This window comes from Lentzea sp. NPDC058436, assembly GCF_042721515.1.
GTDB lineage: Bacteria > Actinomycetota > Actinomycetes > Mycobacteriales > Pseudonocardiaceae > Lentzea.
Genome location: NZ_JBHXLF010000024.1, coordinates 31,686 through 56,637, shown reverse-complemented (window position 1 = coordinate 56,637; position 24,952 = coordinate 31,686). Strand labels below are relative to the sequence as shown.

Sequence of the window (24,952 nt, the reverse complement as noted above, 5' to 3'; positions counted from 1 at the left end):
TCTTGGCCACGGCGGCGGTGATCAGATCAAACCAGACGTCAAGCGCCTGCGGAACGGCTCGCTTCCGCGATCAGCTCGTCGACCTGGTGCATCATCCGGCGCGCGTCGGTCGGCGTGAACGTGCTCCACGGCGGCTGACCGTTCGAGGAACGGCGTTGCTGCAGGTAGCGGCCCTCTTCGGTGTCGAAGAACGCGACCACGCGCTCGGGGCGCCAGCGCTTGCCGTACTTGTCGCGGGCCGCCGCGCCGAAGTTCCCGGTGTGCACGAGCCCGGTGAACATCTTCACGAGCGCCTTGGCGTCGTCCTCGCGCAGCCCGATGCCGCGGAACGCGGCGTCCATCGACTTCGGCGAGCCGTCGGTCCGCGCGATCGCCTTCTCGATGTCCTCGCTCGGCAGCGTCACGGAGATGCCCGTGCCGGCGGGGTGCGCGGGCAGCATCGACAGCACCGCCGAGGCGAGCCCTGAGCCCGCCCACGGCTGGAACGTCAGCTGGTCGTCCCGCAACGTCGCCAGCGCGCCGTGGTCGCCGTTGCCGACGGCCAGGACGCGCAGGCTGTGGCCGAGCCAGAGACGGCCGTCCGCCTCCCGCTCGGGCTTCACGAACATGCGCAGGAGCCCGTCCAGTGCGGACGAGAGCCCACGCGAGTTGCCCAGGCGCCGGTGGTCCAACTGCTGGTAGACGCGGTTCTCGAGCTGGATGCGCTCGTCCCGCGTCCTGCCGGGGGTGGGAACCTTCAGCACGAGCGGCATGGGGCCGACGTTCATCCGTTCCCACAGCACGTCGAACTCCTCGGCGGAGAGAGTGATCGGCTCTCTCTCCGCCGGAGCGCCGAACAGGCTCACTCTGACGCGCCGCCGATGACCGGCGGAGCGACCATGCGCTCGTCGCCGAACACGTCGTCGGTCTCGACCAGGTAGTCGGCCGCCTTGTGCTCGATGTCGTCCTCGCCCTCGCCCTTCTGGCCGTGGGCACCGCCGCCGCCCATGCCGGCACCGGCAGCGCCGCCCTTGCCCGCGCCCGCACCGGAGCCCATGGCACCGCCGCGCATCGCGTCAGGACCGGAGCCCATCGCGCCGGACAGACCGCCGGGCATGCCGCCGGGCTTCATCGCGCCCTGCTGGCCCGCCGCGCCGAGCGAGCCGGACATCGGCCCGAACGCCTTGCCGCCGCCGGCGCCACCGACCTGACCACCGCGAACACCACTCGTTCCGCCGGGACCACCGAGACCGGTGTTGCCGGGCCGGGTGAACACCGGGCCACCGGGGGTGACCGTCGGGTTGTGGGTCTGGCCGGGGTTCGGCAGCGTCGTGGGAGGCGGGGTGTGCGTGGGAGGCGGCGTCGTCGTCGGAGGCTGCGTCCACGAGGTGTGCGTGGTGTCGGTCGGCGGAGGCGTCCAGCCGGTCGAGACCTGCTGCTGCGGCGTCGTCGAGACCGGCGTGGCCCACGACGGCGTGGTCGTGCCGTGGCTCGACGGGCCGGGCGCACCGGTCGACGAGTAACCGACGCGCGAACTGCCGGTGCCCGTGTCGGCGGGCGGCGGCGTGTCGATCACGACCTGCGGCGGCGTCGGGAACTCGCCGAGCGTGGAGGAGTTCCAGCGGCTGTCCGACTGGTAGTCCTCCATGACCTGGACGGCCTTCGCGGCGGCGTTGTCCGCGGCGGCTTCCTGGCGCTCGTGGTCCTGCTGCTGGCCGATCACGTGCGCCATGCCGACCGGACCGGTCAGCGCGCCCGCGGCGATGTCGAGGAAGCCGGGCTTCTCGGTCGTGATCGGAACGACCTCGGGCATCTTCTTGCGCGCGTCGGCGATGTACTCGCCCTGCAGGCGCGCGGAGGACTCCATGGTCGTCGCGCCGGTCTCGGCGAAGCCGGCCCACTCGGCCAGCGGCGACAGCGCGCTCTGGGCGGTGTCGGAGGCGTCGGACTCCCAGTCCGCGCCCATCTTCGCCAGACCGGTGTGCAGGTCGGCGTCGATCTGCGCGAGCGTCGCGGCGATGGTCTTCCAGCCCTGCTCCACCGGGATGGAGGCGGAGACGCCGGGACCGGAGTTGATCATCTTGTACAGCTCGGGGTGTCCGTACCCCTGGAAGCGGTGGTCAGTCATCGGTCAGTCCCCCTCTCAGCCCTGGTCCCGCAGGTGCTTGCCCCACATGGCCGCGTTGTCGCCCTCGGTCAGGATGTACTGCTGCTCAATGGCCTTGAGCTGGTCGATCACGCCGACGAGCTGCTTCTTGTAGAAGGTCAGCGCGGCGAGCGCCTTCTCGGAGGTCTGGTCGTTGAACGCCTTCGAGGTCTCACTGGAGATCGGGTCTTCCGCCCACGGCCTGGTGGGCAGGTCGCGCACGGAGCTCTCGATCTTGCCCTCGAACTCCGCCAGCGCCTGTTCGAAGGCCTTCCTCGCCTGAGGAATGGCTGACGGGTCCACCTTCAGCTTGCGCTGACCGAACTCGGGGGGCGACGAAGCGCCACCTCCACCATCCGCGAGAAACACGGCACACCCTCCTCAGTACGGCCCGCGGGAGATGGGCCGTGTGTGCATTTGGGACGACTTTAGCTCTGATGCATTACGCGAGTGAGCGGTTCCCGGTATAAGGCGGGTACTTCTACTCAACTCTCACTTGGCCGCCAGCACGGCGCCGACAGCCCCTGCGATCGCCTTGGCCCGCTCGCACGCGCCGTCCGGGGTCGCCTTGTCCTCGCCGAGACCACCGAAGGCGTCTACCAGCAACAACTGGCCGTCGTTGGCGTCGAGGTAGACCTCGCAGCCTCCGGCAGACCCTGGCGATTCCCTCGGCGTGAGGTAGGAGGGATAACCCGCTACCTGGAGGGAGGTGAGCTTCGACTCACCCGTTGTCCTCTTCAGCCTGTCCGCACCGCCGTTGACCAGCGTGTGAATGGTTCCGAGATACGTGCGGTCCTCGTAGGCCAGATTGCACCGCTTGCTCCCCTCCCCGTAGTCGGGCAGCGGGGTACCCGCATTCGCGGTCTTCAAACCCAATGCGGTCTTCTGTTCCGGCGTGATCAGCGCGCAGGGGTCGATCGTCTTCAGGTCGACGGCCTTCGGCCTGTTCACCGGGGCGTTCCCGGCCGAAGATCCGGTCGTCGGCGCGGAGCCCGTCTGGTTCCCCGCGGAGGGCGTGCCGGGCTCTGTCGAAGAACACCCGGTCAGGACCGCTGCCAGCAGGAACGGGACGGCAAGTCGACGCATGACGGCCAAGCTATCGGATCACCGGGCACGCAGTGTGGCTATTGATGTGGCCCGCGTCACCCGGAAGGCGCATTGCCGCCGACCTCACTAAAAGGAAACCTTCTTTACGATACCCCGAAGCGCCGCCGCCCCGATGCGTCGAGGAGCGACATGCTGCGCAACCGACCACTACCGACACTGGTCGTGGCGGCGGTGGGTCTGGCCCTGCTGGTGCCAGGCGCCTCAGCCAACGCGGGCCCGGTGCCCGGCACCGGAGCGGCGCTGAAGGCGGCCGCCGTCCCCGGACAGACCTCCACCGTCCCCGACTGGCGCATGCAGAGCAGCGCCGCGGCCCCGCAGGCCGGCAGCGTGATCTCCGGGCCCGCCTACTCCGACGTCGGCTGGCTGACCGTGCCGGCTCGTTCGACCGTGATGGCCGGGCTGATCGCCAACAACAAGTACGGCGACGTCGGCTACTCGGAGAACCTGAAGCGGGCGAACGTCAACGACTTCAAGGTGCCGTGGTGGTACCGCAAGGTCTTCCAGGCCGACCCGCAGCCGGGCGTCAACACGTTCCTCAAGCTCAACGGCGGCGTGATCTCGCGCGGTGAGGTGTGGCTGAACGGCACGAAGGTCGCCGGCACGGACACGGTCATCGGCGCGTACCCGACGTTCGAGTTCAACGTCACCGCCCTGCTGCGCAAGGGTGACAACGCGCTCGCGATCAAGGCGTCGCCGTCCGACCCCGCCAAGGACCTGGTGATCCACTTCATCGACTGGGCGCAGCTCCCGCCCGACCGCAACCAGGGCCTGTTCCGCGACGTCGACCTGACCGCGAGCGGTCCCGTCTCGGTGCGCGACCTGCACGTCCTGACCGACCTGCCGCTGCCGAACCTCACCAGCGCCACCGTCACCGTGAAGGTCGACGCGCGCAACAACACCGGCAGCCCGGTCACCACGACCGTCGCCGGCAGTGCGGCGGGCCAGAACTACAGCCAGGACGTGAGCCTCGCGGCCAACGAGACCAGGACCGTCACGTTCCCGCTCACCGTCACGAACCCGCAGGTCTGGTGGCCGTTCCAGATGGGCGCGCAGCCGCTGTACGACGCGACGGCCGCCGCGACCGTCTCCGGCGTGAAGTCCGACGAGCAGCGGACGACGTTCGGCATCCGCGAGGTCACCTCGAAGATGATCAGCGGCAACGTCCAGTACCAGATCAACGGCAAGCCGATCCTGATCCGCGGCGGCGGCTGGGCGTCCGACCTCTTCCTGCGCACCGACACGCAGAAGATCGCCGACGAGATCCGGCTGACGAAGTCCCTGGGGCTCAACACGATCCGGCTGGAGGGCAAGCCGGAGAACGACGAGATCTACGACCTCGCCGACCGCGCGGGCGTCCTGCTCATGACCGGCTGGGAGTGCTGCTCGAAGTGGCAGAACACCGGCGGGTTCACCGCGGAGGACAAGAGGGTCGCGAGCGCGTCCGCCGAGGGCGAGGCCAAGCGGATCCGCAACCACCCCAGCGTGTTCACGTTCCTGATCGGCTCGGACGAGGCCCCGGTGGCCGACGTCGAGAAGATCTACCTGGACGCCCTGAAGCGCGCCGACTGGCAGACGCCGATCATCAACGCGGCCGCCCGCCGCAGCTCACCGCAGCTCGGTGACTCGGGCATGAAGATGGACGGCCCGTACTGGTGGGAGCCGCCGGTCTACTGGTACAACAACCAGAAGGGCGGCTCGGCGGGCTTCGCGTCGGAGATCGGCCCCGGCCTCGCGATCCCCGAGATGGACGAGCTGAAGAAGTTCCTCAGCCAGGCCGAGATCAACAAGCTCACGGACTACAACGCGCAGCAGTACCACCTGTCGCCGTCCGGCAACTTCAGCAAGATCGGGTTCTGGGGCACCGCGCTCGACAACCGCTACGGCAAGCCTTCCAACGTCGACGACTTCGTCAAGAAGGCGCAGCTGCAGCAGTACGAGACGAACCGCGCGCAGTTCGAGGCGTTCGGCCGCGACTTCTCCGACACCGGCGCGAACCAGGCGCAGGGCGTCATCTACTGGATGCAGAACGACCCGTGGCCCAAGCTCTTCTGGCACCTCTACAACTACAACCTCGCCACCGCGGGCTCGTACTTCGGCGCCAAGACGGCCAACAAGGCGTTGCACGCGCAGTACTCCTACGACGACAAGTCGCTCGCCGTCGTCAACATGGGCCTGGAAGCCAAGCAGGGGCTGCAACTCCAGGTCACCGTCTTCAACTCCGACGGCACGCAGAAGGCGAACGAGACGCGCCCGGTGCCGGCCAAGGCCAACGGGTCCGTGCGGGTCGGGAACCTGCCGCAGCCGTCCGGGCTGTCGACGGCGTACTTCGTGCGGCTGCTGCTCAAGGACGCGAGCGGCAAGGAGGTCGACCGCAACGTCTACTGGCTGTCCACCAAGGCGGACACGCTGAACTACAACGCGGGCGACTGGTGGTACACGCCGCAGGCCCAGTACACGGACCTGAAGTCGTTGAGCTCGCTGCGACCCGGCCAGGTGTCGGTGACCTCCACGACGACGCCGGGTGCGGACGGCAGGCAGGCCACGAGCGTGACGGTGAAGAACACCGGCACGTCCGTCGCGTTCTTCCTGCGGGCGTCGCTGCGCAAGGGCCAGGGCGGCGGCGAGGTGCTGCCGGTGGACTGGAGCGACAACTACATCACGCTGTTCCCCGGTGAGTCGCAGACGATCAGGGCCGAGTACCGGACGTCCGACCTGGGCGGCACGGCACCGGTCGTCGAGCTCTCCGGGCACAACGTGTCGAAGCGCTAGCTGCCGTAACGGTTCGCGACGACGTCGGGTCGTTCCACGGGACGGCCCGCGTCGAGCGACCACGCCAGCCGCACGTACTGCGCGTGCGTCCAGGCGAGTGGAGTGGCCGCGCCGGTGCCGCGGCCGTTCCAGACCTGTTCGGGCAGCATGAGTCCGCTGTTCGCGGTCGCGGCGATCTCCTTCAACCGCTTGGCCGCGCCGGCCTTGTCGCCCGCGAGGAGTTCGTACTCGCCGCGTTCGCCGGTCAGCAACGGCCAGAGCCTGCCGTACGTGCGGGTCGGCGTCGGCCAGTTGATGCCCCACGGCCTGCCGTCGGCGGTCTCGCCGTAGCCGTCCTGCGTGAACCGGTGCCAGTAGCCCTGCTCCTTCAGCTGCTGGTCCACGACCTGCACGGTGTTGCGGACGACCGGGTCGTCGGCGCGCTTCACGCCGAGCCTGACCAGTTCCAGGAAGCTCGGGTCGACGACTGCGCGCTGGTCGATGTCGGTGGGGTTGTTGTCGCCCAGGTTGTACTTCGTCGGCGCGTCGGGCTGTCCGTCCTTGGTGAGCCGCAGGTAGTAGGGGTTCGGTGAGTACGGGCCGGTGTTCGTCGCCGTCCAGCCCTCGACCTTCCGCTGCCAGTCGTCGGCGGCCGCGAGGTACCTGTCGGCGTTCTGCCCGTTGCGCTGCAACAGATCTGCGAAGCACACCAGTCCGGCGACGGCCGAGGCGATCGTGGCGGGCGAGTAGCCGTCCTGGTTCTCCCAGCGCTCCTGCTCGCTGAACGGCGCGTTCGGGTAGGTCAGCAGGTAGTCGGCGGAGCGGCGCAGCGAGTCCAATGTGGACTTGTCCTGGCGGCCCAGATGCCACGCGAGGAGGAGCGGCGCCGCGACCTGGTCGAGCTGGACCTTGAGCCACACCGGCGTGCCGTCGACCCGCGTGTTCTGCGGCAGGTGGCCGTCCGGCTGCTGTTGCTCGGCCAGCATGAAGTCCAGCGACCGCTGGGCGAAACCGACGTCTCCGGCGGCGATCATGGCCGTGGACACGTGGTACAGGTCGCGCGGCCACACCAGCGCATATGGGCCGAGCTCCGGCGCCAGTTCGCGGTCGAAGCCGAACGCCCACGGGAAGCTCGGCGACGCGATCGACGCGCCGGGGTGGGTCTTGTCCTCGGTCGCCGCCAGCACCATCACGGACATGTCGTAGAGCCGCCGGTCCGCGGACTTCGGCCGGCGCAGGCCGTCCAGGTACGTGTGCCAGCCCTGCGCGTACTCCTTTGCGGCGTCACGGAATCCCCGGTCCAGTGCGGCCTTCGCGACCCCCTGGCCGAAGCCGACCGCGAACGTGCCGTGCGCGCGTCGCACCGGTTCGGTGGGCAACGAGCTGACGACCTCGCTCGACCCCTTCAACGGCACGTGCTCGACCGACAGCCGGACAGGGCGCTGCGCCTTGAGGTCCACCTCCGCGAGCACCGCCGCGCGCTGCGGATCGGTGACGTAGGTGATCTCGGCCTGCCAGCCGTCGCCGCGCAGCCGTTGCCGGAACGTCAGCGACCTGTCGTCAGCCGGTTCGGTGTGCGCCCGACCGGGCTTTCCGTCCACCAGCAGGCGCGTCTCACGGGTGGCGGGCGTGCTCAGGTCGGGGAAGAAGCTCTCCGAAAGCCCCTGGTGGCCGAGGGTGAACCAGACCGGGCTCGCCGCGGACCTCGCCGTGCCGAACGCCTGCTTGTCCGCGGGCAGGGGAACCACCTCGGCCGCGCGGGCGACCGGTGCCGACATGACGAGCAGGAGCACGACGAGCGCCAGGGGCTTCATGCCCACTGGGGTGCCCCGGCCTAGAGATCACCACGCAACAGGCTGTCGATGTTCTCCGGCGGTCCCGGCCGCGCGAAGAACCAGCCCTGACCGGTGTCGCAGCCCAGACGCAGCAGCCGGGCGGCCTGAGCAGGCGTCTCCACGCCCTCGGCCGTCACGCCCAACGACAGCGCGTGCGCGAGCTGCACCAGCGTCGCGACGATCTGCGAGTCGACCGGGTCTTCCTCGTTCTCGGCGCGCAGGCCCTCCATGAACGAGCCGGCGATCTTCAGCTCGTGCACGGGCAGGTGCTTGAGGTACGCGAGGTTCGAGTAGCCGGTGCCGAAGTCGTCGATCGCGATGCGCACACCCATGTCGCACAACGCCCGCAGCGCCTCCAGCGGCTCGTCGGCGGTGCCCATGATCGCCGACTCCGTCAGCTCCAGCTGCAGGTGGTGCGGCGGCAACGCGCACTCGTCGAGGATCTGCTTGACGTCGCGGACCAGTTCGGGGTCGCGGGACTGCCGCACGGCGAGGTTCACCGACACGAACGGCGCGGCGTCGCCGAACTCCTCCAGCCAGCGCCGGGCCTCCTCGCAGGCCTTGCGCAGCACCCACCGTCCCAAGGGGACGATCAGGCCGGTCTCCTCCGCCAGTTCGATGAACCTGTCCGGCGCGAGCCGCCCGAACTCCGGGTGCTGCCAGCGGACCAGTGCCTCGACGCCGATGACCTTCGAGTCCTCCAGGCGCACGAGCGGCTGGTACTCGACGTAGAACTCGCCGCGTTCCAACGCGCGCGGCATGGTGGCGGAGAGCGTGAAGCGGGCGACCTCGCGGGCGTTGCGCTCCGGGTCGTACAACGCCCAGCGCGCCTTGCCGTCCGCCTTCGCCCAGTACAGCGTGATGTCCGCGTCGCGCATCAGGTCCGCGGACGTCGTGCCGGACAGCTGCCGTTCGACGATGCCGATCGACGCCGACACGGACAGCTCGTGGCCCGCGATGCGGATCGGCGCCTCCAGCGCGGTCAGCACCCGGTCCGCGACCTCGACGATGTCCTGCTCGCCGGACGAGCCCTCGACGAGGATCACGAACTCGTCGCCGCCCATGCGCGCGACCAGCTTGCCCTCGCCGGACACCGACTGGTCGAGCCTGCGGCCGACCTCGACCAGCAGCTGGTCGCCCGTGTCGTGGCCCAGCGAGTCGTTGATGACCTTGAAGCCGTCGAGGTCGAGGTAGCAGAGGCCGGCCCGCACGTGCTTGGCGCGGTTGTTGAAGACGCGGCCGAGGCGTTCGAGGAACAGCGCCCGGTTCGGCAGGCCGGTCAGCGGGTCGTGCAGCGCCTGGTAGCGCAGGCGGTTCTGCAGCAGGTGGCGGTCGGTGACGTCCTCGATCATCGCGACCTGGTACTGCGGCTCGCCGTGGTCGTCGCGGACCAGCGACAACGTCAGGTGCGTCCACACCTGCTCGCCGTCGGCCCGGTGGAACCGCTTCTCGGCGCGGTAGTGGTCGCACTCGCCCGCGATGAGCTGGTCGTAGAGCCGCCACACGCTGCCGGCGTCCTCGGGATGCATGAGGTCGCGCACGTTGTACTGGCGCATCTCGTCGACGCTGAACCCGAGCATGTCCTGCAGCGCCTGGTTGACGTCGAGGATCCGGCCGTCGATGTCCGCGATGCCGATACCGATCGCGGCCTCGGTGAACATGGCGCGGAACCGGGCCTCGGACGCGCGCAGCATCGACTCGGCCTGGTCGCGGGCGTCCAGCACGGCCGCCCTGATCGCCTCCTGCTCGGCCAGCGTGCGTTCGCGCAGCGCGCGGGCGTACCCGGCGGCCAGCGCGCCCTGCAGCGCGGCCAGGCGGGACGTCAGCCTGTCGTCGCCGGGGAAGCCCAAGTCGGCCAGCAGGTCGTCGCCGAGCAGCTGGACGGTGCGGCCCAGCGTGTCGGTGCCGGTGAAGTGCGCGTCGACCAGCCGCGAGCCGATCTCGTAGCCGGGCGCGGTGCGGAACGGGCTCGCGAACAGCGCGGCGACCAGCAGCTCGGTGAGGTCCTGCAGGTGCTGCGCGACCTCGGCCCTGGTCATCGGCACGTAGCTCGACCCGATGACGGCAGTGGCCCAGCTGCGCGCGAACGCCTCGGCACCGGCCAAAACGGCCGGGTCCAAAGGAGAGCGGTCTGCACGCACTCGCTGGTCAACCCGTTCGGTCATCTGCTCGGCCCTAACGCCACGAACGCGCAGCATACGGCCGGTTGCCGTCCGCAGTCATCTCTACGCCTTCCGGCCCAGCGCGGCGAACCCCGGGAAGCGGTGTCCCGCCTCTTCGACGTCGGCCGGTGACTCAGGGTGCCAGGCGGGCACCCGCACGACCCCCGGCTCGACCAACGCGAACCCGTCGAACAGCTCGCCGAACTCGGCCCTGTTCCGGAACGTCGACTGCGTGACCTGGCGGTTGTAGATCCGGCGCGCCTCGGCGTAGGCGGACGACTCCACGTCGCCCTCGTCGTAGCCGGCCTGCGAGATCGCGAGGTAGCTGCCGGACGCCAGCCGGTCGCGATAGCGGCCGATGATGCCCCACGGGTCTTCGTCGTCCGAGATGAAGTGCAGCAGCGCGATCATCAGCACGCCGACGGGCTCGTCGAAGTCGAGCTGCTTGGTCACCTCGGGCGAGGCCAGCACGCCCAGCGCGTCGCGGACGTCGGCCTGCAGCACGCCGACCCGGCTGTTGTCGCCCAGCAGCGAACGGCTGTGCGCGACGGCGACCGGGTCCAGGTCGACGTAGACGATCCGGACCTCGGGGTCGGCGGCCTGCGCGATCTCGTGCACGTTGCCGACGGTCGGGATGCCGGAACCGAGGTCGAGGAACTGCCGGACGCCCTGGTCGAGCAGGTAGCGGACGGCGCGGCGCAGGAAGGCGCGGTGGTTGAGCACCACGTTGCGGATCTCGGGCATCGCCGCGAGCGCGTTCTCGGCGGCCGCGCGGTCGGCCGCGAAGTTGTGCGCACCGCCCAGCCAGTAGTCGTACACGCGCGCGACGCTCGGCCGTTCCAGGTCGATGTCCCCTGGGGCCCAGTTCGGCCGCTCCACTCGCTCCACCCCACCCGCGTTCCGGACCGTTCCAGCCCATCATGCACCCGCCGCTTGGCAGAATGCCGACCTCGTGAGGAAAAGTTTGCTGCTGTCGACCATTCTCGCGTCCATCGGCGCGTTTCTGCTGGTCGGCGGCGCGCTGCTGCTCGTCGACCCCGGCGCGCCGAAGCACGAGGCGATCAAGACGGGCGGTCTCGCGGGCGGTGCGATCGTCGCGCTGTACGCGTTGTGGCTGAACGACCGGCGCCGCAAGGTCGAGGAAGCCCGTCAGGAGCTCGAGAGCCAGCGCATCGAGCACGACCGGTCGCGGGTGGCCGACGAACGGTTCGCGCGCGCCGTGGAGCTGCTGGGGCACGAGACCGCGCAGGTGCGGGTGGGCGCGATGCACGCGCTCGCCGGCCTCGCCAAGTCCAGGGTCGAGTACACCCAGACCGTGCTCGACATCCTCTGCGCGTACCTGCGGCGGCCGTTCAAGCGGAAGCCGGACGACGAGGACGCCGGTGAGATCGAGCTGGAGGTCCGCCTCACCTCGCAGCGGCTGATCGAGGACCTGCTGCCGCGACTGGAGGAGAAGGACCCCGCCCGCTACGACCTCAACCTCACCAAGGCGCACCTGGAGTACATGGACCTGTCGTACCGGCAGGTCGGCGACCTGATCATGCGGGTCGCGCACCTCAACGAGTCCAACGCGTTCCACCACATGGTGGTCCACGGCGACGTCTACCTCACCGACGCCGAGGTGACCGGCCGGTTGTACATGCACCACAACGACTTCCGCCGCAAGGCGTGGTTCAGCAGGGTCAAGGCGCGCGGCCTCGCCGTCTTCACGGAGACGAGGTTCGGCGGCGAGACCAAGTTCGCGAACTCCGAGTGGGCCGACGTGAAGGTGGACGGCTGTACTTTCGCCGTGGAAGCCGATCTCCCCGAAGCGTGGAGGAACTGACGTGAGGTGGCTGATCGCCGTCGTCCTGGCCGCCGTGGCCGTCGCCGTGACCGCGGTGCTGCTCGCGGTGTTCAAGGCACCCCCGGTCGAGATCGTGAAGACCGCCGGGGTCGCGGGAGGTGCCGTCGTCGCGCTGTACGCGTTGTACCTCAACGACCGCAAGCACAACCTGGAGAGCGAGAAGGTCGCCGACGAACGGTTCGCGCGCTCGGTCGAGCTGCTCGGCAACGAGGCCGACCAGGTGCGCGTGGGCGCGATGCACTCGCTGGTGTGGCTGGCGAACTCGACGCCGCGCTACAAGCAGACGGTCCTCGACGTGCTGTGCGCCTACCTGCGCCGCCCGTTCCACCACCCGTCCTGGGACGAGAACGGCGCCGACCCCGACACCGTGCTCGTGAAGGACATCGACGCGGCGGTGCAGCAGGAACAGCAGGTCCGGCGCACCGCGCAACGCCTGATCCGCGACCTGCTGTCGTGGGGCAACGACAGGAAGAAGATCCACTACGACCTCGACCTGACCGGTGCCGCGCTGGAGTACTTCCAGCTCGACGGCAGGCGGGTGCAGAGGTTCACCGCCCGCAGGGCCCACTTCTACGGCATCACCCAGTTCCGGCAGCTGCACGTGACGAAGCCCGCGCTGTTCTCCGGCGGCACCTTCCACGGCCGGCTGACCCTCGCGCAGGCGAGGTTCGCCGGCGGGGTCGCGTTCAGCGAGGTCACGTTCCTGCGCGAGGTCGACCTCCGCGCCGCGTCCGTCGGCACGTTCCTGGCGCTCACCGACCCTGCGCCGGCGACGCAGCTCGGTGAGCTGGAGCTGTTGCCCGGCACCGCGATGCGCACCGAGCACGAGGGCTGGAAGCTATCCGGCAGCCCTGAGCCTGCCCGCCCGCGCCTCGAAGACCATGTCGAGAAGAACCCCGGCGGCCGCACCGGGGGTGTTCCCGGTGACGACGACCGTTTCCGCGAAGGGGACAGCTACCTCGCCGCGGAGCCCGATGCAGCGGACCAGCTCCGACTTGTGCGAGAACGACTGGGGAACGAGCGCGACCCCGAGGCCGAACCCGACGAAGTCAAGAAGTGAGTGCACGTCGTTGACCTCGACGGCGACGTGCCGCTCGACCCCGGCGGCCGCCAGCGTGCGGTCGACCTCGTCGCGCGTGCCCCAGTCGGCGTTGAAGTCCACGAACGACTGACCGGCCAGCTCCTCCAGCGCGACTGACTCCCTTGCGGCGAAAGGACTTTCCGGCGCGCACGCGAGCACCAGCGGTTCACTGGCCAAAGTGGACACCCGCAGGTCGTCGGCGATCCGGTGCTGCCGCGTGACGAACGCGAGGTCGAGCCGGCCCGCGCGCACGTCCTCGACCAGTTCGGCGTTGCCGGACTGGCGCATCCGGATCTCCACGCCGGGGTGCAGCTCGTGGAACCGCGACAGCACCGCGGGCAGGTGCACCACGTGCAGGCACTGCAGGCTGCCGACGGACAACGTGCCGCGCAGCAGCCCCTGCACGGCGGCGACGGCGTCCCTGGCCGACGAGACGCTGCTCAACGCCCGGCGTGCCTCGGGCAGCAACGCCCGTCCGGCCTGGGTCAGTTCCACCTGGCGGGTGGTGCGCAGGAACAGCGGCGCGCCCAGTTCGACCTCCAGCGCCCTGATCGACGCGGAGAGACCCGACTGGGCGACGTGCAGGCGTTTGGCGGCCCTGGTGAAGTGGCACTCCTCGGCCACCGCCACGAAGTATTCGAGCTGTCTGAGTTCCATTCATCACCCAAGCTGCTGAATGAGATCACATCCTTGCGTTGGACAGCTTAATCAGAAGGGTCCAAGGTGGAACACATGCAGAAGCGTCGTATCGGAGACACGGAAGTCAGCGCCATCGGCCTGGGCGGCATGCCCATCTCCGTGCAGGGGAGGCCGGACCGCGCCCAGGCGATCGAGACCATCCACGCCGCACTGGACGCGGGCGTGACGTTCATCGACACCGCCGACGCCTACTCGCTCGACGACAGCGACTTCGGGCACAACGAGGAGCTGATCGCGGAAGGCCTGCGCGGCCGTTCCGAAGAGGTGTTCGTCGCGACCAAGGGCGGCCACACGCGCGTCGCGGGCGGTGGCTGGGAGCTCGACGGACGGCCCGAGTACCTGCGCAAGGCGGTCGACGGGTCGTTGCGGCGGCTCGGCGTGGACCAGATCTTCCTCTACCAGTTCCACCGGCCGGACCCGAAGACGCCGATCGCCGACTCGGTCGGGGCGCTGAAGGAGCTGCTCGACAACGGCAAGATCCGCTACGCCGGCGTCTCGAACTTCAACCCGGACGAGATCGTGCTCGCCAACGACATCCTCGGCGGACGGCTCGCGGCGGTGCAGAACCAGTTCTCGCCGTTGTTCCGATCGAGCGAACCCGAACTGGAGCTGTGCGCGAAGCTCGGCATCGCGTTCCTGCCCTGGAGCCCTTTCGGTGGCATCGGCAAGGCGGGCGCGCTGAGCGGTCCCTTCAAGGAGGTCGGTGACGCCCACGGCGTGAGCGCTCACCAGGTCTGTCTTGCGTGGATGCTGGCGAAGTCGGAAGTGGTAGTCCCCATTCCGGGTGCTTCTCGACCGGCGAGCATCCAGGATTCGGCCTCGGCCACCCACGTGGAGTTGACCGCCGAGGAGCTCTCCCGCCTGGACGGGTGACCCTAGTAGCAAATTGCGACAAATGGTCGCACGATCTACTCCATGCGGACCTTGATCAGCATCGTGGCGATCGTCGCCGGCATGACGCCGGCACCCGCGTCCGCGGCGCCCTTGCCCGAGGGCTCCGCGGACCACACGGCGGGCTCCCAGATCCTCAAACACGAAGGCTCGGGCACCCTTCGTGCGGAATCACCGCCCACCGAGGGCAAGGTGCCCGGCATGGACGTCAGCAGCCACCAGGGCGACGTCGACTGGAAGTCCTCGTGGGACAAGGGCGCCCGGTTCTCCTACGTCAAGGCGACCGAGGGCACCCACTACAAGAACCCGAAGTTCACCCAGCAGTACAACGGTTCCCTGAACGTCGGCATGATCCGCGGCGCGTACCACTTCGCACTGCCGGACCGCGCGAACGGCGTGGCGCAGGCGAACTTCTTCGTCGACAACGGCGGCGGCTGGTCGCCCGACGGCAAGACGCTGCCGCCCGCGCTCGACATGGAGTACAACCCGTACGGCGACACCTGCTACAACATGAACCAGACGGCGATGACCGCGTGGGTCAAGGAGTTCAGCGACACCGTCTTCGCGCGCACCAAGCGCCATCCGACGATCTACACGTCCACGAGCTGGTGGAACAAGTGCGTCGGCGGCTCGGTGAAGTTCGGCGACAACAACCCGTTGTGGATCGCGCACTACAACTCGACGCTCGGGGCCCTGCCCAAGGGGTTCGACTTCCACACGATCTGGCAGTGGCAGGCGGCCGGGCTCTTCCCCGGTGACCAGAACCTGTTCAACGGCAGGTTCGAGCAGCTGCAACGCATCGCCGCGAGCTGAAGAAAGGGCCCCGGTGCCGGGGCCCTTCTCCCGTTCTAGTCGAACAGCGCGGGAAGGGTGCCCTCCCAGGCCTCGCGGAGCTCGTCGAGCGGGAGTTCGCCCAGGCCCTGGACCTCCAGGGCGTTCGACTCCGGGTCGACGACGCCGACCTTGCGCCACGGCAGCCTGCGCGCGGTGCACATGTCGACGAACCGCTGCTCCTCGGTGCGTGGCACGGCGACGAGCACGCGGCCGGCCGACTCGCTGAACAGCGCGGTGAACAGGTCGCCCTCAGGGAAGACCCGCGCACCCACCTCGCCGACCAGGCACGTCTCGACCAGCGCCTGCGCCAGACCGCCCTCGGAGAGGTCGTGCGCGGCGGAGATCATGCCGTCGCGGGAGCCCGCGACGAGGATCTCGCCGAGCAGCTTCTCGCGCTTCAGGTCAGCCTTCGGAGGCAGTCCGCCCAGGTGGCCGTGGACGTGGTGCGCCCACTCCGACCCGCCGAACTCGTCGCGCGTCTCGCCGAGCAGCAGCAGCGTCTCGCCGGCCTCGGCCCCGATCCCGGTGGGGATGCGGCGCCGCACGTCGTCGATCACGCCCAGCACGCCCACGACCGGCGTCGGCAGGATCGCCGTGGTGCCGGTCTGGTTGTAGAAGCTGACGTTGCCGCCGGTCACCGGGATGCCGAGCTCCGCGCAGCCGTCCGCGAGGCCCTTCACGGCCTGCTCGAACTGCCACATGACCGCCGGGTCCTCCGGCGAGCCGAAGTTGAGGCAGTTGGTGACGGCGACGGGCGTGGCACCGGTGGTCGCGACGTTGCGGTAGGCCTCGGCCAGCGCGAGCTTCGCGCCCTCGTACGGGTCGAGCCTGGTGTAGCGGCCGTTGCAGTCCGTGGAGAGCGCGACACCGCGGCCGGTCTCCTCGTCGATGCGGATCATGCCGCCGTCGCTCGGCTGCGCGAGGACCGTGCCGCCGCGGACGTAGCGGTCGTACTGCTGCGTGACCCACTTCTTCGAGGCCAGGTTGGGGCTGGCCGCCATGGTCTTGATGAGCGCGAGCAGCTCATCCTTGGCCGGCCTCGGAAGGCTGTCCGGCGTGTTCGCCTGCAGCTCGTCCTGGTCGGCAGGGCGCTCGATCGGCCTGGTGTAGACCGGGCCCTCGTGCGCGACCGTGCGCGGAGGCACGTCCACGACGACCTCGTCGTGGTAGGTGATGACCAGCCGGTCGCCTTCCGTCACCTCACCGATCTCGGTGGCGATGACGTCCCACTTCGCGCAGACCTCCAGGAACGCCTCGACGTCACCCGGTTCGACGACCGCGCACATGCGTTCCTGGGACTCGCTGGAGAGGATCTCGGCGGGCGTCATGTTCGCGGCCCGCAGCGGCACCCGGTCCAGGTAGACGTGCATGCCGCCGTCACCCGCGGACGCCAGTTCGCTCGTCGCGCAGGACAGGCCCGCGCCGCCGAGGTCCTGGATGCCGACGACGACGCCCTTCTCGAAGAGCTCCAGGGAGCACTCGATCAGCACCTTCTCGGCGAACGGGTCGCCGACCTGGACGCTCGGCAGCTTCTTGCGCTTGCCGGCCGTGTCGTCGAACGTCTCGCTGGCGAGGACTGACACGCCGCCGATGCCGTCGAGGCCCGTGCGCGCGCCGTAGAGGATGACCTTGTTGCCGGTGCCGCTCGCGTGCGCGAGGTGCAGGTCCTCCGTGCGCATCGCACCGACGCACAGCGCGTTGACCAGCGGATTGCCCTGGTACGACTCGTCGAACACGACCTCGCCGCCGATGTTCGGCAGGCCGAGGCAGTTCCCGTAGCCGCCGACACCCGCGACGATGCCGGGCAGCACCCGCTTCGTGTCCTCGGCGTCCGGCTTGCCGAACCGCAGCGGGTCCATGACCGCGAGCGGCCGCGCGCCCATCGCGAGGATGTCCCTGACGATGCCGCCCACGCCCGTCGCGGCGCCCTGGTAGGGCTCGACGTACGACGGGTGGTTGTGGCTCTCGACCTTGAACGTGACGGCCCAGCCGTCGCCGATGTCGACGACGCCGGCGTTCTCACCGATGCCCGCGAGCATCTTGCCGCGCATCTCGTCGGTCGTGGTGTCGCCGAAGTACTTCAGGTGCACCTTGGACGACTTGTAGGAGCAGTGCTCGCTCCACATGACCGAGTACATGGCCAGTTCGGCTTCGGTCGGCCTGCGCTGGAGGATCTCCTTGATGCGCGCGTACTCGTCGTCCTTGAGGCCCAGCTCCCTGTAGGGCTGCTCCTGGTCGGGCGTCGCCTCGGCGTTCTTGACGGTGTCGATCACGCCTTCACCACCGTGTCGAGCAGGGACAGGAACACGCCCAGTCCGTCGTCCGTGGGCCCCGTGAGCGCGTCGATGGCGTGCTCGGGGTGCGGCATGAGGCCGACGACGTTGCCCCTGGCGTTGGTGATGCCGGCGATGTCGTTGCGGCTGCCGTTGGGATTGCCGCCGACGTACCGGAAGACCACCCTGCCGCCGTCTTCCAGCTCCTTGAGGGTGTCCTCGTCGGCCTGGTAGCTGCCCTCGCCGGACTTCAGCGGGATGAGGATCTCGGCCTGCGCGTCGTACCGACCGGTCCACGCCGTGGTGTTGTTCTCGACGCGGAGCCACTGGTCGCGGCACACGAAGTGCAGCTTCTCGTTGCGGGTCAACGCACCCGGCAGCAGATGGGCCTCGGCGAGGATCTGGAACCCGTTGCAGATGCCGAGAACCGGCATCCCCTTGTTCGCGGCCTCGACCACTTCCTGCATGACGGGCGCGAACCGCGCGATGGCGCCGCACCGCAGGTAGTCGCCGTAGCTGAACCCACCGGGCACGACGACCGCGTCAACGCCCTTGAGGTCGTGGTCCCCGTGCCAGAGCGGCACGGCCTCACCGTCGGCGTATCTCACCGCCCGCTGGGCGTCGACGTCGTCGAGGGTGCCGGGGAAGGTGATGACACCGACCCTCATGCCTCGACCCTGCGCACGGTCCAGTCCTCGATCACGGGGTTGGCGAGGAAGGTCTCGGCGATCTTGGCGAGCGTGGCGTCGTCGACGTCGTCGGCGACCTCCAGCTCGAAGTGCTTGCCCTGACGGACGGCCGTGACCCCTTCGAAGCCGAGACGGGGCAGCGCGTTCGCCACCGCCTGGCCTTGGGGGTCGAGGATCTCGGGCTTCGGCATGACGTCGACGACGACTCGGGCCACGACAGACTGCTCCTGGGAATGGGGAGGGCTGGCGGTACCTTGTGACCCTACCTGAGCTGCGAGTTCATCCTCCCGACACGTGTTCGGGGGCACATCGGTGGTGATCCACCTTCGGGTGAACGAGCTTGCCTCGGCGGGGCCGTTTGGTAATCTGTTGCCAGCTTCGGCCCGTAAGCCGGAGAAGTGAGCACGGTGCCCGTCCGGACGGTCGGCCGCCGTGCTTCGCGCTTTCTAGGGCTTCCTCGTGTCGACGACGTTGCCGATCAGCGGCCGCACGCGGCGCAACCAGTCGTCGCCGGCGCCGTAGCACCACGCGACGATGTCGGGAATCCACAGCAGCGGATCGCTCTCGCTGGGTAGGTGTTCGTAGACGAGGCCGGTGGTCCGCGCGTACTTGCCGAGGCGGGTCCTGATGGTCAGGAGGTCGTGCTCGTCGCGGGCCTCACGGCTGTCGAGCACGAGCCGGGCCGCCCCTGCGTCGAGCAGGTCGCCCGTCAGGTGGGAGACGCAGACCTGACGCGCTCGTTCCTCACCCTTCCGGCAACAGGCCAGGTAGAGGTCTACCTGGATGGGAGTACGCGTCAGGGCCGACAGGATCTGCTTGCGCCGGCCAGCAGGTACGTGTTGTTTCGCCGCGACTCGTCGACGAAGGCGTGCAGACTCACGGAACGTCCATCGGCACGCACCGAACACCAGTTCACCAACTCCAGCCGATCGGGTCCGAACGACCTGACCTCGGACCTATTCCAACCGGCTATTTCGCCGAAAGCGAGACCACTGGCACCGCGGCCCGATCGGACGGATGCTGGAGATCATGAAGATCCTCGTGCTCGGTGGAACCGTGTTCCTCAGCAAAGCCATCACGGCGGAGGCGGTTCGCCGTGGCCACGAAGTGTTCTGCGCCGCCCGCGGCGCCTCCGGCGGGGTGCCTGAGGGCGCCACGCTCGTCCAGGTCGACAGGGACAGGCCCGGTGCGTTCGACCAGCTGGCCGGGGAGCAGTTCGACGCCGTGATCGACGTGTCGAAGTACTCGGTGAACTGGGTGCGGGACGCGCTGGAGGCGTTCGGGGCGACCACGCCGCACTGGACGTTCGTGTCCAGCATCTCGGTCTACGCGGACCACCTGACCGGTAGCGACGAGCTCCTGCCGCCGTTGGAGGACGACCCGGCCGAGGAGTTCACGGCCGAGCGGTACGGCAGCATCAAGGTGGCCAGTGAGATCGCGGTCCGCGAGGCCGTGGCCGGCCGGGAGTTCATCGTCAGGGCCGGGCTGATCACCGGGCCCGACGACCCGAGTGACCGGTTCGGGTACTGGCCCGCGCGGATGGCGCAGGGTGGGCGCGTGGTCGTGCCGGACAGCCCTGACCTCGGGTTCCAGCACATCGACGCGCGGGATCTGGCTCAGTGGATCGTGTTCGCGGCCGAGGAGCGGGTCACCGGCACCTACGACGCGACCGGGCCCGTCATGCCGTTCCAGATGGCCATCGGCGAGATCGCGGGGGCCACGGCGCCTGCCGGGACGCAGCTCGTGCCGGTCAAGGAGGCCGTTCTCAAGGAGCTCGGCATCAACCCGTGGTCCGGGCCCCGGTCGCTGCCGATGTGGCTGCCGGAGGCGTGGGCCAAGATGGTCGGCCGCGACGTCAGCAACGCGCTGGCCAACGGGTTGCGGGTCAGGCCGCTGGCCGAGACCGCGCTCGACTCGCTGGAGTACGAGCGCGGCCTCGGGCTGGACCGGCCCCGCAAGGCCGGTCTCAGTCATGACGAGGAGCAGGAGATCCTCACAGCAGTGAGTTGACCTGCGCCGCGACGAGGTCGATGCGCACGCCCTGGTTCGGGCAGCCGCCGAAGTGGTGGAGCCCGATCACCTTGTTCGTGCGCCTCGACAGCACGGGTGAGCCGGACGAGCCGCCCTCGGTGTCGCACATGTAGCTGATGTCGGACTGCGACGAGCTGCCGTTCACGCGTACGGCGCGCACGGAGCAGTAGCCGCCGCCGTTGGTGTTGTCGCGCAACGACAGCTTCTTCAGCTTCCCGGCCGGGTGGCCGACGATGTACATCTCCTCACCCACGGCCGGAACGCGCGCGTCCAGTTCGAGGTAGCCGAACGAGCTGATGGCCGCGAAGTTGTTCACGGTGAAGAGGGTGTAGTCGAGGGCGGCGCTGTACTTCAGGACCTGTGCTGCCAGCACCTTCGTGACGGTGGCCGAGTTCGTGCCGCCGCAGGTCGGGCACTGGTAGTTGAACCACACCTCGATGCCGGTGGTGCTCGTGAAGCAGTGCTCGTTGGTCAGCATGCGGTTGTTGGGGCCGACGCGCCACGCCGTGCAGAGCGAGCTGCCGTTGCGCAGCAGCTTCGCCACGGCCGGCGTCTTGCCCCACTCCGTCGGGTTGCTGGACTGGTAGCAGACCGCGTCCTTGTAGTCGTTCGTGCCGCAGATGCTCTGCACGGACGGCTGCGAGGACATCTCGGCCTCGGTGTAGCCCCGCGTCAGCTTGTCGACCCGGACGCGCGACGCCGGGTTCGTCACCGACACGACGGCGGACGAGCCCGTGATCGACATGGCCCAGAAGCCGGTCGCGTCGGGCGTCGCGGTCAGCGAGGTCTTCAGATCTCTGGTGTACGTGTACTTCTCGGTGCCGTCAGGGTTCGACACCGTGAGCACGTCTCCAGGCAGGATCCGCAGGTCCGTGAAATGCAGCTTCACGTAACCCGAGCCCGGTCGTTCGATCACCGTCGAACGATTCGCGCCACCCACGCGAACTGAGACGTTTTCCTCAGTTCCGATTTCCTGCGACTGCGGCGACGCAGCCTGAGCAGGTGTAGAGGTGGTGGTAGCAGGGATGATGGTCGTCATCGGCAGGGCAAGCGCCAGTGCCGTGAGGAGATGCAGGGTTTTCCTCATGCCTTTTGATACTTCCGACGTCACCTCACCGTGTCAGCCCGCCAAACGTCGGTAATGGAGGTTTCCGTGAAAGTTGTCCATTTCGGTCATGCCTGCGTGCTTCTCGACACGGGAACCACCCGCATCCTGATCGACCCCGGCACGTTCTCGGCGGGGTTCGAGGACCTCACCGACCTGGACGCGGTGCTGGTCACGCACCAGCACTTCGACCACGTCGACGCCGAACGGCTGCCGGCGCTGCTCAAGGCCAACCCGCAGGCGCAGCTCGTCGTCGACGAGGGCACGGCGCCCGACGTCGAGAACGCGACCGTCGCCCGTCCGGGTGACACCTTCAAGATCGGCGACCAGTCCGTCAGGGTCGTCGGCGGGCAGCACGCGACGATCCACGCGGACATCCCGATCGTCCCGAACGCCGCCTACGTGATCGGCGACGGCGCGTTCTACCACCCCGGCGACTCGCTGTTCGTGCCGGACGAGGACGTCGACGTGCTCGGACTGCCCGCGGGCGCGCCGTGGCTGAAGACCGGCGAGGCCGTCGACTTCCTGCGCGCCGTGAAGCCGCGCGTCGCCGTGCCGATCCACGAGAAGACGCTGGCGAGCCCGCAGATGGCCGTCCGGTTCTTCGACATGCTGAAGCCGGACGGCACCGAGGTCAGGCTGCTGACGCCTGGCGAGGAGACGGCAGTCTGACGTACGTGGTCGGCGTGGCGTCGTGGGCGAGTGCGATGTCCACGGCGTCGAGCACGGCCTGCCGCGCACCGGGCCGGTGTAGGTCGCGGGCGTCGACGGTGATCCGGGTCAGCCCGCCGCGGCGCGCGGACCTGGCCGTCGCGTAGACCAGCGCCAGCGAGCGCAGCTCACCGAAGCTGCTGCGTTCGGTCAGCGCGTGCAGGCGGCCCAGCGTCGCGAGCCCGCTGTGGACCTCGCGGACGGCGTGCGCGTCGGCGCAGCGGAGGAACCGGTGCTTGGCCAGCGCCATCAACGTCCCCGGCGACGCCACGCACCTCCGTGGGGCGAACGTGTCGGCGTTGAGGCCGATGGCGTCCATCTGCAGACGGGCGCCCATCAACAGCAACCCGGCTTCATAGGCCGGCAGCCGCCGTTGGCCGAGGCCGTGCAGCACGACGGCGTCACCGAGAGAGGCGCGCTGCCGCACCCATTCCTGCGCCCTGCCGAGCTCGCGAGGTACTACGAGCAGCGACAACGGCACCTGCCGCGGGTCGAGGGCCGCGGCGAGATCAGCGCATCGGTCGAGGTTCTGCGGACCGATGCCGGACAGAGAGACCACGAGCTGTGAGTGCACCGTATGAGTGCGCCACGCCGTGGTGACATCCGCGTGAAACCAGAGCTAACTCACGCGAGCCAGTCAGCGAAAGACCGGCCCGTGAGGCGCTCGTACGCCTCGATGTACCGCGCACGGGTGGCCTCGATGACGTCCGCGGGCAGCGGAGGCGGCGGCACGTCCGACTTGCGGTCCCAGCCCGACTCCGCCGAGGTCAGCCAGTCGCGCACGAACTGCTTGTCGAACGACGGCTGCACGCGACCGGGCTCGTAGCCCTCGGCCGGCCAGTAGCGCGACGAGTCCGGCGTGAACACCTCGTCCGCGAGGATCAGCTCACCGTCCGAGGAGAGCCCGAACTCGAACTTCGTGTCAGCGAGGATCAGGCCGCGCGTCAACGCGTACGCGCGCGCCTCGCTGTACAGCTCGATCGTGCGGTCGCGCAGCTTCGACGCCAGCTCGACGCCGTGCTTCTCGGCGATGACGTCGAACGACACGTTCTCGTCGTGCGCGCCGATCTCGGCCTTCGACGCGGGGGTGAAGATCGGCGGGTCCAGTTCGGACGCCTCGACCAGGCCGGCCGGCAGCTCGATGCCGCACACCGCGCCCGTCGCCGTGTAGTCGGCCATGCCCGAGCCCGTCAGGTACCCGCGCGCCACGCACTCGACGTCGACCATCTTCAGCTTGCGCACCAGCAACGCGCGGCCGCGGACCTCGGCGGGGATGCGCGGGTCGTCGTGCGCGACCAGGTGGTTCGGGGCGAGCCGCTCGAACCAGAACACGCTCATCGCGGTGAGCACGCGCCCCTTGTCGGGGATCTCCGAGCTCAGGATGTGGTCGTACGCCGAGATGCGGTCGGACGCGACGAAGAGCAGCAGCTCGTCGTCGACGTCGTACAGATCGCGAACCTTGCCGCGGGCGACGTGCTGGTAGTCAGCGAGCGTAGGCACGCTGGTCAGCCTACGTGCCCCTGTTTCGGCGACCGATGTACACCCCGCACCTCTACAGATCAAGGGCGAAGAAGCTTAAGGTGCACCCGTGCTCACCAGAAAGGCCCTGTGGATCCCGGCATTGGCCAGTGCGGCATTGCTGATCATCCTGGGCGTCGCCGGGTGGAGCTTCGACTCCAGCCCCATCTCGTCTCCCGCTCCTGGCGGCTCGCAGACCACGAGCGGGAACCAGTCGGTCAGCATCGTGCCGACTCCGGACGTCGCCGACATCTCGGTGAAGACATCGTCGTCATCGACGTCGACCACGACCACCACGAAGACCACGCAGCCGAAACCACCGCCCGCACAGCCGCCGGCGGCCACGCAGCAGCCCCCGGCGACGACCACCGAACCCCCGCAGCAGGGGTTGCTGGTCAACGAGGGCGCGCGGTGCGACCCGGAGGGCGCGAGCGGCATCGGCCTGCTCGGCGAGAAGCTGGTGTGCCGCAAGGATCCCAGCCGCGGTGACCGGCTGCGCTGGCAGAAGGCCTAAGCCCAGTCCAGCACGTCGACCTTGTCGCCGACCGAGATCGTGCCGGTGCGCGTGACCTGGGCCTTCATCCCGAACGTCACCCCGCCGTCGGGGTCGCGGCGGTAGGTCGCCAGCGTCCGGATCGGCTCGGGACCGGCTTTCACACCGGTCTCCTGGTCGACCATCGGCACGGCGCACCGCACGCAGTCCTTGGCGTAGGCCAGTTCCACGTCACCGACCGCCGCACGCCGCACCCGGTCCTCCGTGTGCGGTTCCGGCCAGCCTGACACGACCACGTTGGGGCGGAAGCGATTCATCGGAACGGGCTCCCCGCCGTGTTCGAGGATGCGCTCGTTCAACCCGTCCAACGAGGACAGCGAGAGCACCAGCAACGCGTTGCCGTCGGCGTACCCGACGAGCCCGGTGGTCTCGCCCGTCGTCACGCGGCGCAGGTCCGGTGGCGTCCGCACGAGCCGCACGGACCTGCCCAGCGCGGCGGAGAAGTACTCCGCCACGGCGTCGCCCTGGTCCACTCCGGACCCGTGCCAGACGTGCACGACGACCGGGACCCGCGGCCCGTCGAGCACGACCGGGAAGGATTCTCCGCCGATCGACAGGGCCGAGTCCACGAGGGACGGACGCAGTGCGGCCATCTCAGGAACCTTGCGCTGCGACAGGAAAACACCGTCGTCGTCGACCAGCATCATCATCCGGTCGTCGCGCAGGCCGGTCGCCTCCACGGCGCAGGACGCGACGGAGTACCCGCCGCATCCCTTCACCGGGTAGACGACCAGGTCGGACACG

The 24,952-nt window shown here is 69.1% G+C and carries 24 protein-coding genes and 1 pseudogene; 8 read left to right on the top strand and 17 right to left on the bottom strand.

Features of this window, described 5'->3' with window-relative positions; all coding sequences use genetic code 11:
• Window positions 1–38: 38 nt before the first annotated feature.
• The 4 genes from ACFWN2_RS40705 to ACFWN2_RS40690 form a co-directional block, all read right to left on the bottom strand.
• On the bottom strand, window positions 39–845 hold the full coding sequence (locus ACFWN2_RS40705) for an ESX secretion-associated protein EspG (protein ID WP_382435919.1): 807 nt from the start codon (window positions 843–845) through the stop codon (window positions 39–41).
• Window positions 842–2,107: a PPE domain-containing protein gene (locus ACFWN2_RS40700; RefSeq protein ID WP_382435918.1), complete on the bottom strand. Its 1,266-nt coding sequence runs from the start codon at window positions 2,105–2,107 to the stop codon at window positions 842–844. Before ACFWN2_RS40700 ends, ACFWN2_RS40705 begins: the two co-directional genes overlap by 4 nt.
• A gap of 15 nt (window positions 2,108–2,122) precedes the next feature.
• The gene (locus ACFWN2_RS40695) at window positions 2,123–2,494 is read right to left on the bottom strand and encodes a transcriptional regulator (protein ID WP_382435917.1); all 372 of its coding nucleotides are present in this window, start codon (window positions 2,492–2,494) and stop codon (window positions 2,123–2,125) included.
• A gap of 123 nt (window positions 2,495–2,617) precedes the next feature.
• Window positions 2,618–3,211: a DUF3558 domain-containing protein gene (locus ACFWN2_RS40690; RefSeq protein ID WP_382435916.1), complete on the bottom strand. Its 594-nt coding sequence runs from the start codon at window positions 3,209–3,211 to the stop codon at window positions 2,618–2,620.
• Between the two features lie 150 nt (window positions 3,212–3,361).
• On the opposite strand from ACFWN2_RS40690, the gene ACFWN2_RS40685 reads away from it, so the two are divergent.
• Complete coding sequence (locus ACFWN2_RS40685) at window positions 3,362–6,001, top strand: glycoside hydrolase family 2 TIM barrel-domain containing protein (protein WP_382435914.1); 2,640 nt, start codon at window positions 3,362–3,364, stop codon at window positions 5,999–6,001.
• On the opposite strand, the gene ACFWN2_RS40680 is transcribed toward ACFWN2_RS40685, so the two are convergent.
• From ACFWN2_RS40680 to ACFWN2_RS40670, 3 genes are read right to left on the bottom strand one after another with little or no spacing between them, the layout of a single operon-like run.
• Complete coding sequence (locus tag ACFWN2_RS40680; protein WP_382435913.1) at window positions 5,998–7,794, bottom strand: glycoside hydrolase family 15 protein; 1,797 nt, start codon at window positions 7,792–7,794, stop codon at window positions 5,998–6,000. The genes ACFWN2_RS40685 and ACFWN2_RS40680 overlap by 4 nt on opposite strands.
• A 20-nt stretch (window positions 7,795–7,814) precedes the next feature.
• Window positions 7,815–9,980, bottom strand: coding sequence for a putative bifunctional diguanylate cyclase/phosphodiesterase (locus ACFWN2_RS40675; protein ID WP_382435912.1), 2,166 nt, complete (start codon window positions 9,978–9,980; stop codon window positions 7,815–7,817).
• A gap of 60 nt (window positions 9,981–10,040) precedes the next feature.
• Entirely contained in the window at window positions 10,041–10,856 is an 816-nt protein-coding gene (locus ACFWN2_RS40670; protein WP_382435911.1) for an SAM-dependent methyltransferase, read from the bottom strand.
• A 73-nt stretch (window positions 10,857–10,929) separates the two neighbouring features.
• On the opposite strand from ACFWN2_RS40670, the gene ACFWN2_RS40665 reads away from it, so the two are divergent.
• Together ACFWN2_RS40665 and ACFWN2_RS40660 are read left to right on the top strand one after the other, a co-directional pair.
• Window positions 10,930–11,802, top strand: a complete 873-nt coding sequence (locus ACFWN2_RS40665; RefSeq protein WP_382435910.1) for a pentapeptide repeat-containing protein — start codon at window positions 10,930–10,932, stop codon at window positions 11,800–11,802.
• A 256-nt stretch (window positions 11,803–12,058) separates the two neighbouring features.
• Window positions 12,059–12,511: pseudogene (locus ACFWN2_RS40660) on the top strand (hypothetical protein); the annotation flags it as partial.
• Window positions 12,512–12,661: 150 nt separating this feature from the next.
• Here ACFWN2_RS40660 and ACFWN2_RS40655 read toward each other — a convergent pair.
• Window positions 12,662–13,561, bottom strand: a complete 900-nt coding sequence (locus ACFWN2_RS40655; RefSeq protein ID WP_382435909.1) for a LysR substrate-binding domain-containing protein — start codon at window positions 13,559–13,561, stop codon at window positions 12,662–12,664.
• Window positions 13,562–13,636: 75 nt separating this feature from the next.
• Here ACFWN2_RS40655 and ACFWN2_RS40650 point away from each other — a divergent pair, with 75 nt between their 5' ends.
• Complete coding sequence (locus tag ACFWN2_RS40650) at window positions 13,637–14,476, top strand: aldo/keto reductase (RefSeq protein WP_382435908.1); 840 nt, start codon at window positions 13,637–13,639, stop codon at window positions 14,474–14,476.
• 35 nt (window positions 14,477–14,511) lie between these two features.
• On the opposite strand, the gene ACFWN2_RS40645 is transcribed toward ACFWN2_RS40650, so the two are convergent.
• Window positions 14,512–14,634 (bottom strand): hypothetical protein, encoded by a 123-nt coding sequence (locus ACFWN2_RS40645; protein WP_382435983.1) that lies wholly within the window; start codon window positions 14,632–14,634, stop codon window positions 14,512–14,514.
• On the opposite strand from ACFWN2_RS40645, the gene ACFWN2_RS40640 reads away from it, so the two are divergent.
• Complete coding sequence (locus tag ACFWN2_RS40640; protein WP_382435978.1) at window positions 14,588–15,307, top strand: lysozyme; 720 nt, start codon at window positions 14,588–14,590, stop codon at window positions 15,305–15,307. The two genes, ACFWN2_RS40645 and ACFWN2_RS40640, sit on opposite strands and share 47 nt — an antisense overlap.
• A 35-nt stretch (window positions 15,308–15,342) precedes the next feature.
• Here ACFWN2_RS40640 and purL read toward each other — a convergent pair whose 3' ends face one another.
• The 4 genes from purL to ACFWN2_RS40620 all read right to left on the bottom strand — a co-directional run bounded on the left by purL (window position 15,343) and on the right by ACFWN2_RS40620 (window position 18,964).
• The gene (gene purL / locus ACFWN2_RS40635) at window positions 15,343–17,601 is read right to left on the bottom strand and encodes a phosphoribosylformylglycinamidine synthase subunit PurL (RefSeq protein WP_382435907.1); all 2,259 of its coding nucleotides are present in this window, start codon (window positions 17,599–17,601) and stop codon (window positions 15,343–15,345) included.
• Window positions 17,598–18,269 carry a phosphoribosylformylglycinamidine synthase subunit PurQ gene (gene purQ / locus ACFWN2_RS40630; protein ID WP_382435906.1) on the bottom strand — a complete coding sequence of 224 codons (672 nt, stop codon included), beginning with the start codon at window positions 18,267–18,269 and terminating at the stop codon, window positions 17,598–17,600. The genes purL and purQ overlap by 4 nt, the downstream gene beginning before the upstream one ends.
• Window positions 18,266–18,505 (bottom strand): phosphoribosylformylglycinamidine synthase subunit PurS, encoded by a 240-nt coding sequence (gene purS / locus ACFWN2_RS40625; RefSeq protein WP_382435905.1) that lies wholly within the window; start codon window positions 18,503–18,505, stop codon window positions 18,266–18,268. Before purS ends, purQ begins: the two co-directional genes overlap by 4 nt.
• 231 nt (window positions 18,506–18,736) lie before the next feature.
• Window positions 18,737–18,964, bottom strand: a complete 228-nt coding sequence (locus ACFWN2_RS40620; protein ID WP_382435904.1) for a hypothetical protein — start codon at window positions 18,962–18,964, stop codon at window positions 18,737–18,739.
• Between the two features lie 355 nt (window positions 18,965–19,319).
• Here ACFWN2_RS40620 and ACFWN2_RS40615 point away from each other — a divergent pair, with 355 nt between their 5' ends.
• A complete protein-coding gene (locus tag ACFWN2_RS40615; RefSeq protein ID WP_382435903.1) occupies window positions 19,320–20,300 on the top strand; it encodes an NAD-dependent epimerase/dehydratase family protein in 981 nt (326 codons plus the stop codon).
• Here ACFWN2_RS40615 and ACFWN2_RS40610 read toward each other — a convergent pair.
• Window positions 20,284–21,237, bottom strand: a complete 954-nt coding sequence (locus ACFWN2_RS40610; RefSeq protein ID WP_382435902.1) for a trypsin-like serine peptidase — start codon at window positions 21,235–21,237, stop codon at window positions 20,284–20,286. The genes ACFWN2_RS40615 and ACFWN2_RS40610 overlap by 17 nt on opposite strands.
• A gap of 237 nt (window positions 21,238–21,474) precedes the next feature.
• Between ACFWN2_RS40610 and ACFWN2_RS40605 the strand changes: the two genes are divergently transcribed.
• A complete protein-coding gene (locus ACFWN2_RS40605) occupies window positions 21,475–22,098 on the top strand; it encodes an MBL fold metallo-hydrolase (RefSeq protein ID WP_382435901.1) in 624 nt (207 codons plus the stop codon).
• On the opposite strand, the gene ACFWN2_RS40600 is transcribed toward ACFWN2_RS40605, so the two are convergent.
• Entirely contained in the window at window positions 22,061–22,696 is a 636-nt protein-coding gene (locus ACFWN2_RS40600) for a DUF2334 domain-containing protein (protein WP_382435900.1), read from the bottom strand. The two genes, ACFWN2_RS40605 and ACFWN2_RS40600, sit on opposite strands and share 38 nt — an antisense overlap.
• 65 nt (window positions 22,697–22,761) lie before the next feature.
• A complete protein-coding gene (locus tag ACFWN2_RS40595; RefSeq protein WP_382435899.1) occupies window positions 22,762–23,637 on the bottom strand; it encodes a phosphoribosylaminoimidazolesuccinocarboxamide synthase in 876 nt (291 codons plus the stop codon).
• Window positions 23,638–23,725: 88 nt separating this feature from the next.
• Here ACFWN2_RS40595 and ACFWN2_RS40590 point away from each other — a divergent pair, with 88 nt between their 5' ends.
• Window positions 23,726–24,169 carry a hypothetical protein gene (locus tag ACFWN2_RS40590; RefSeq protein WP_382435897.1) on the top strand — a complete coding sequence of 148 codons (444 nt, stop codon included), beginning with the start codon at window positions 23,726–23,728 and terminating at the stop codon, window positions 24,167–24,169.
• On the opposite strand, the gene ACFWN2_RS40585 is transcribed toward ACFWN2_RS40590, so the two are convergent.
• Window positions 24,166–24,951 (bottom strand): MOSC domain-containing protein, encoded by a 786-nt coding sequence (locus tag ACFWN2_RS40585; protein ID WP_382435896.1) that lies wholly within the window; start codon window positions 24,949–24,951, stop codon window positions 24,166–24,168. The genes ACFWN2_RS40590 and ACFWN2_RS40585 overlap by 4 nt on opposite strands.
• Between the last annotated feature and the right edge of the window lies 1 nt (window position 24,952).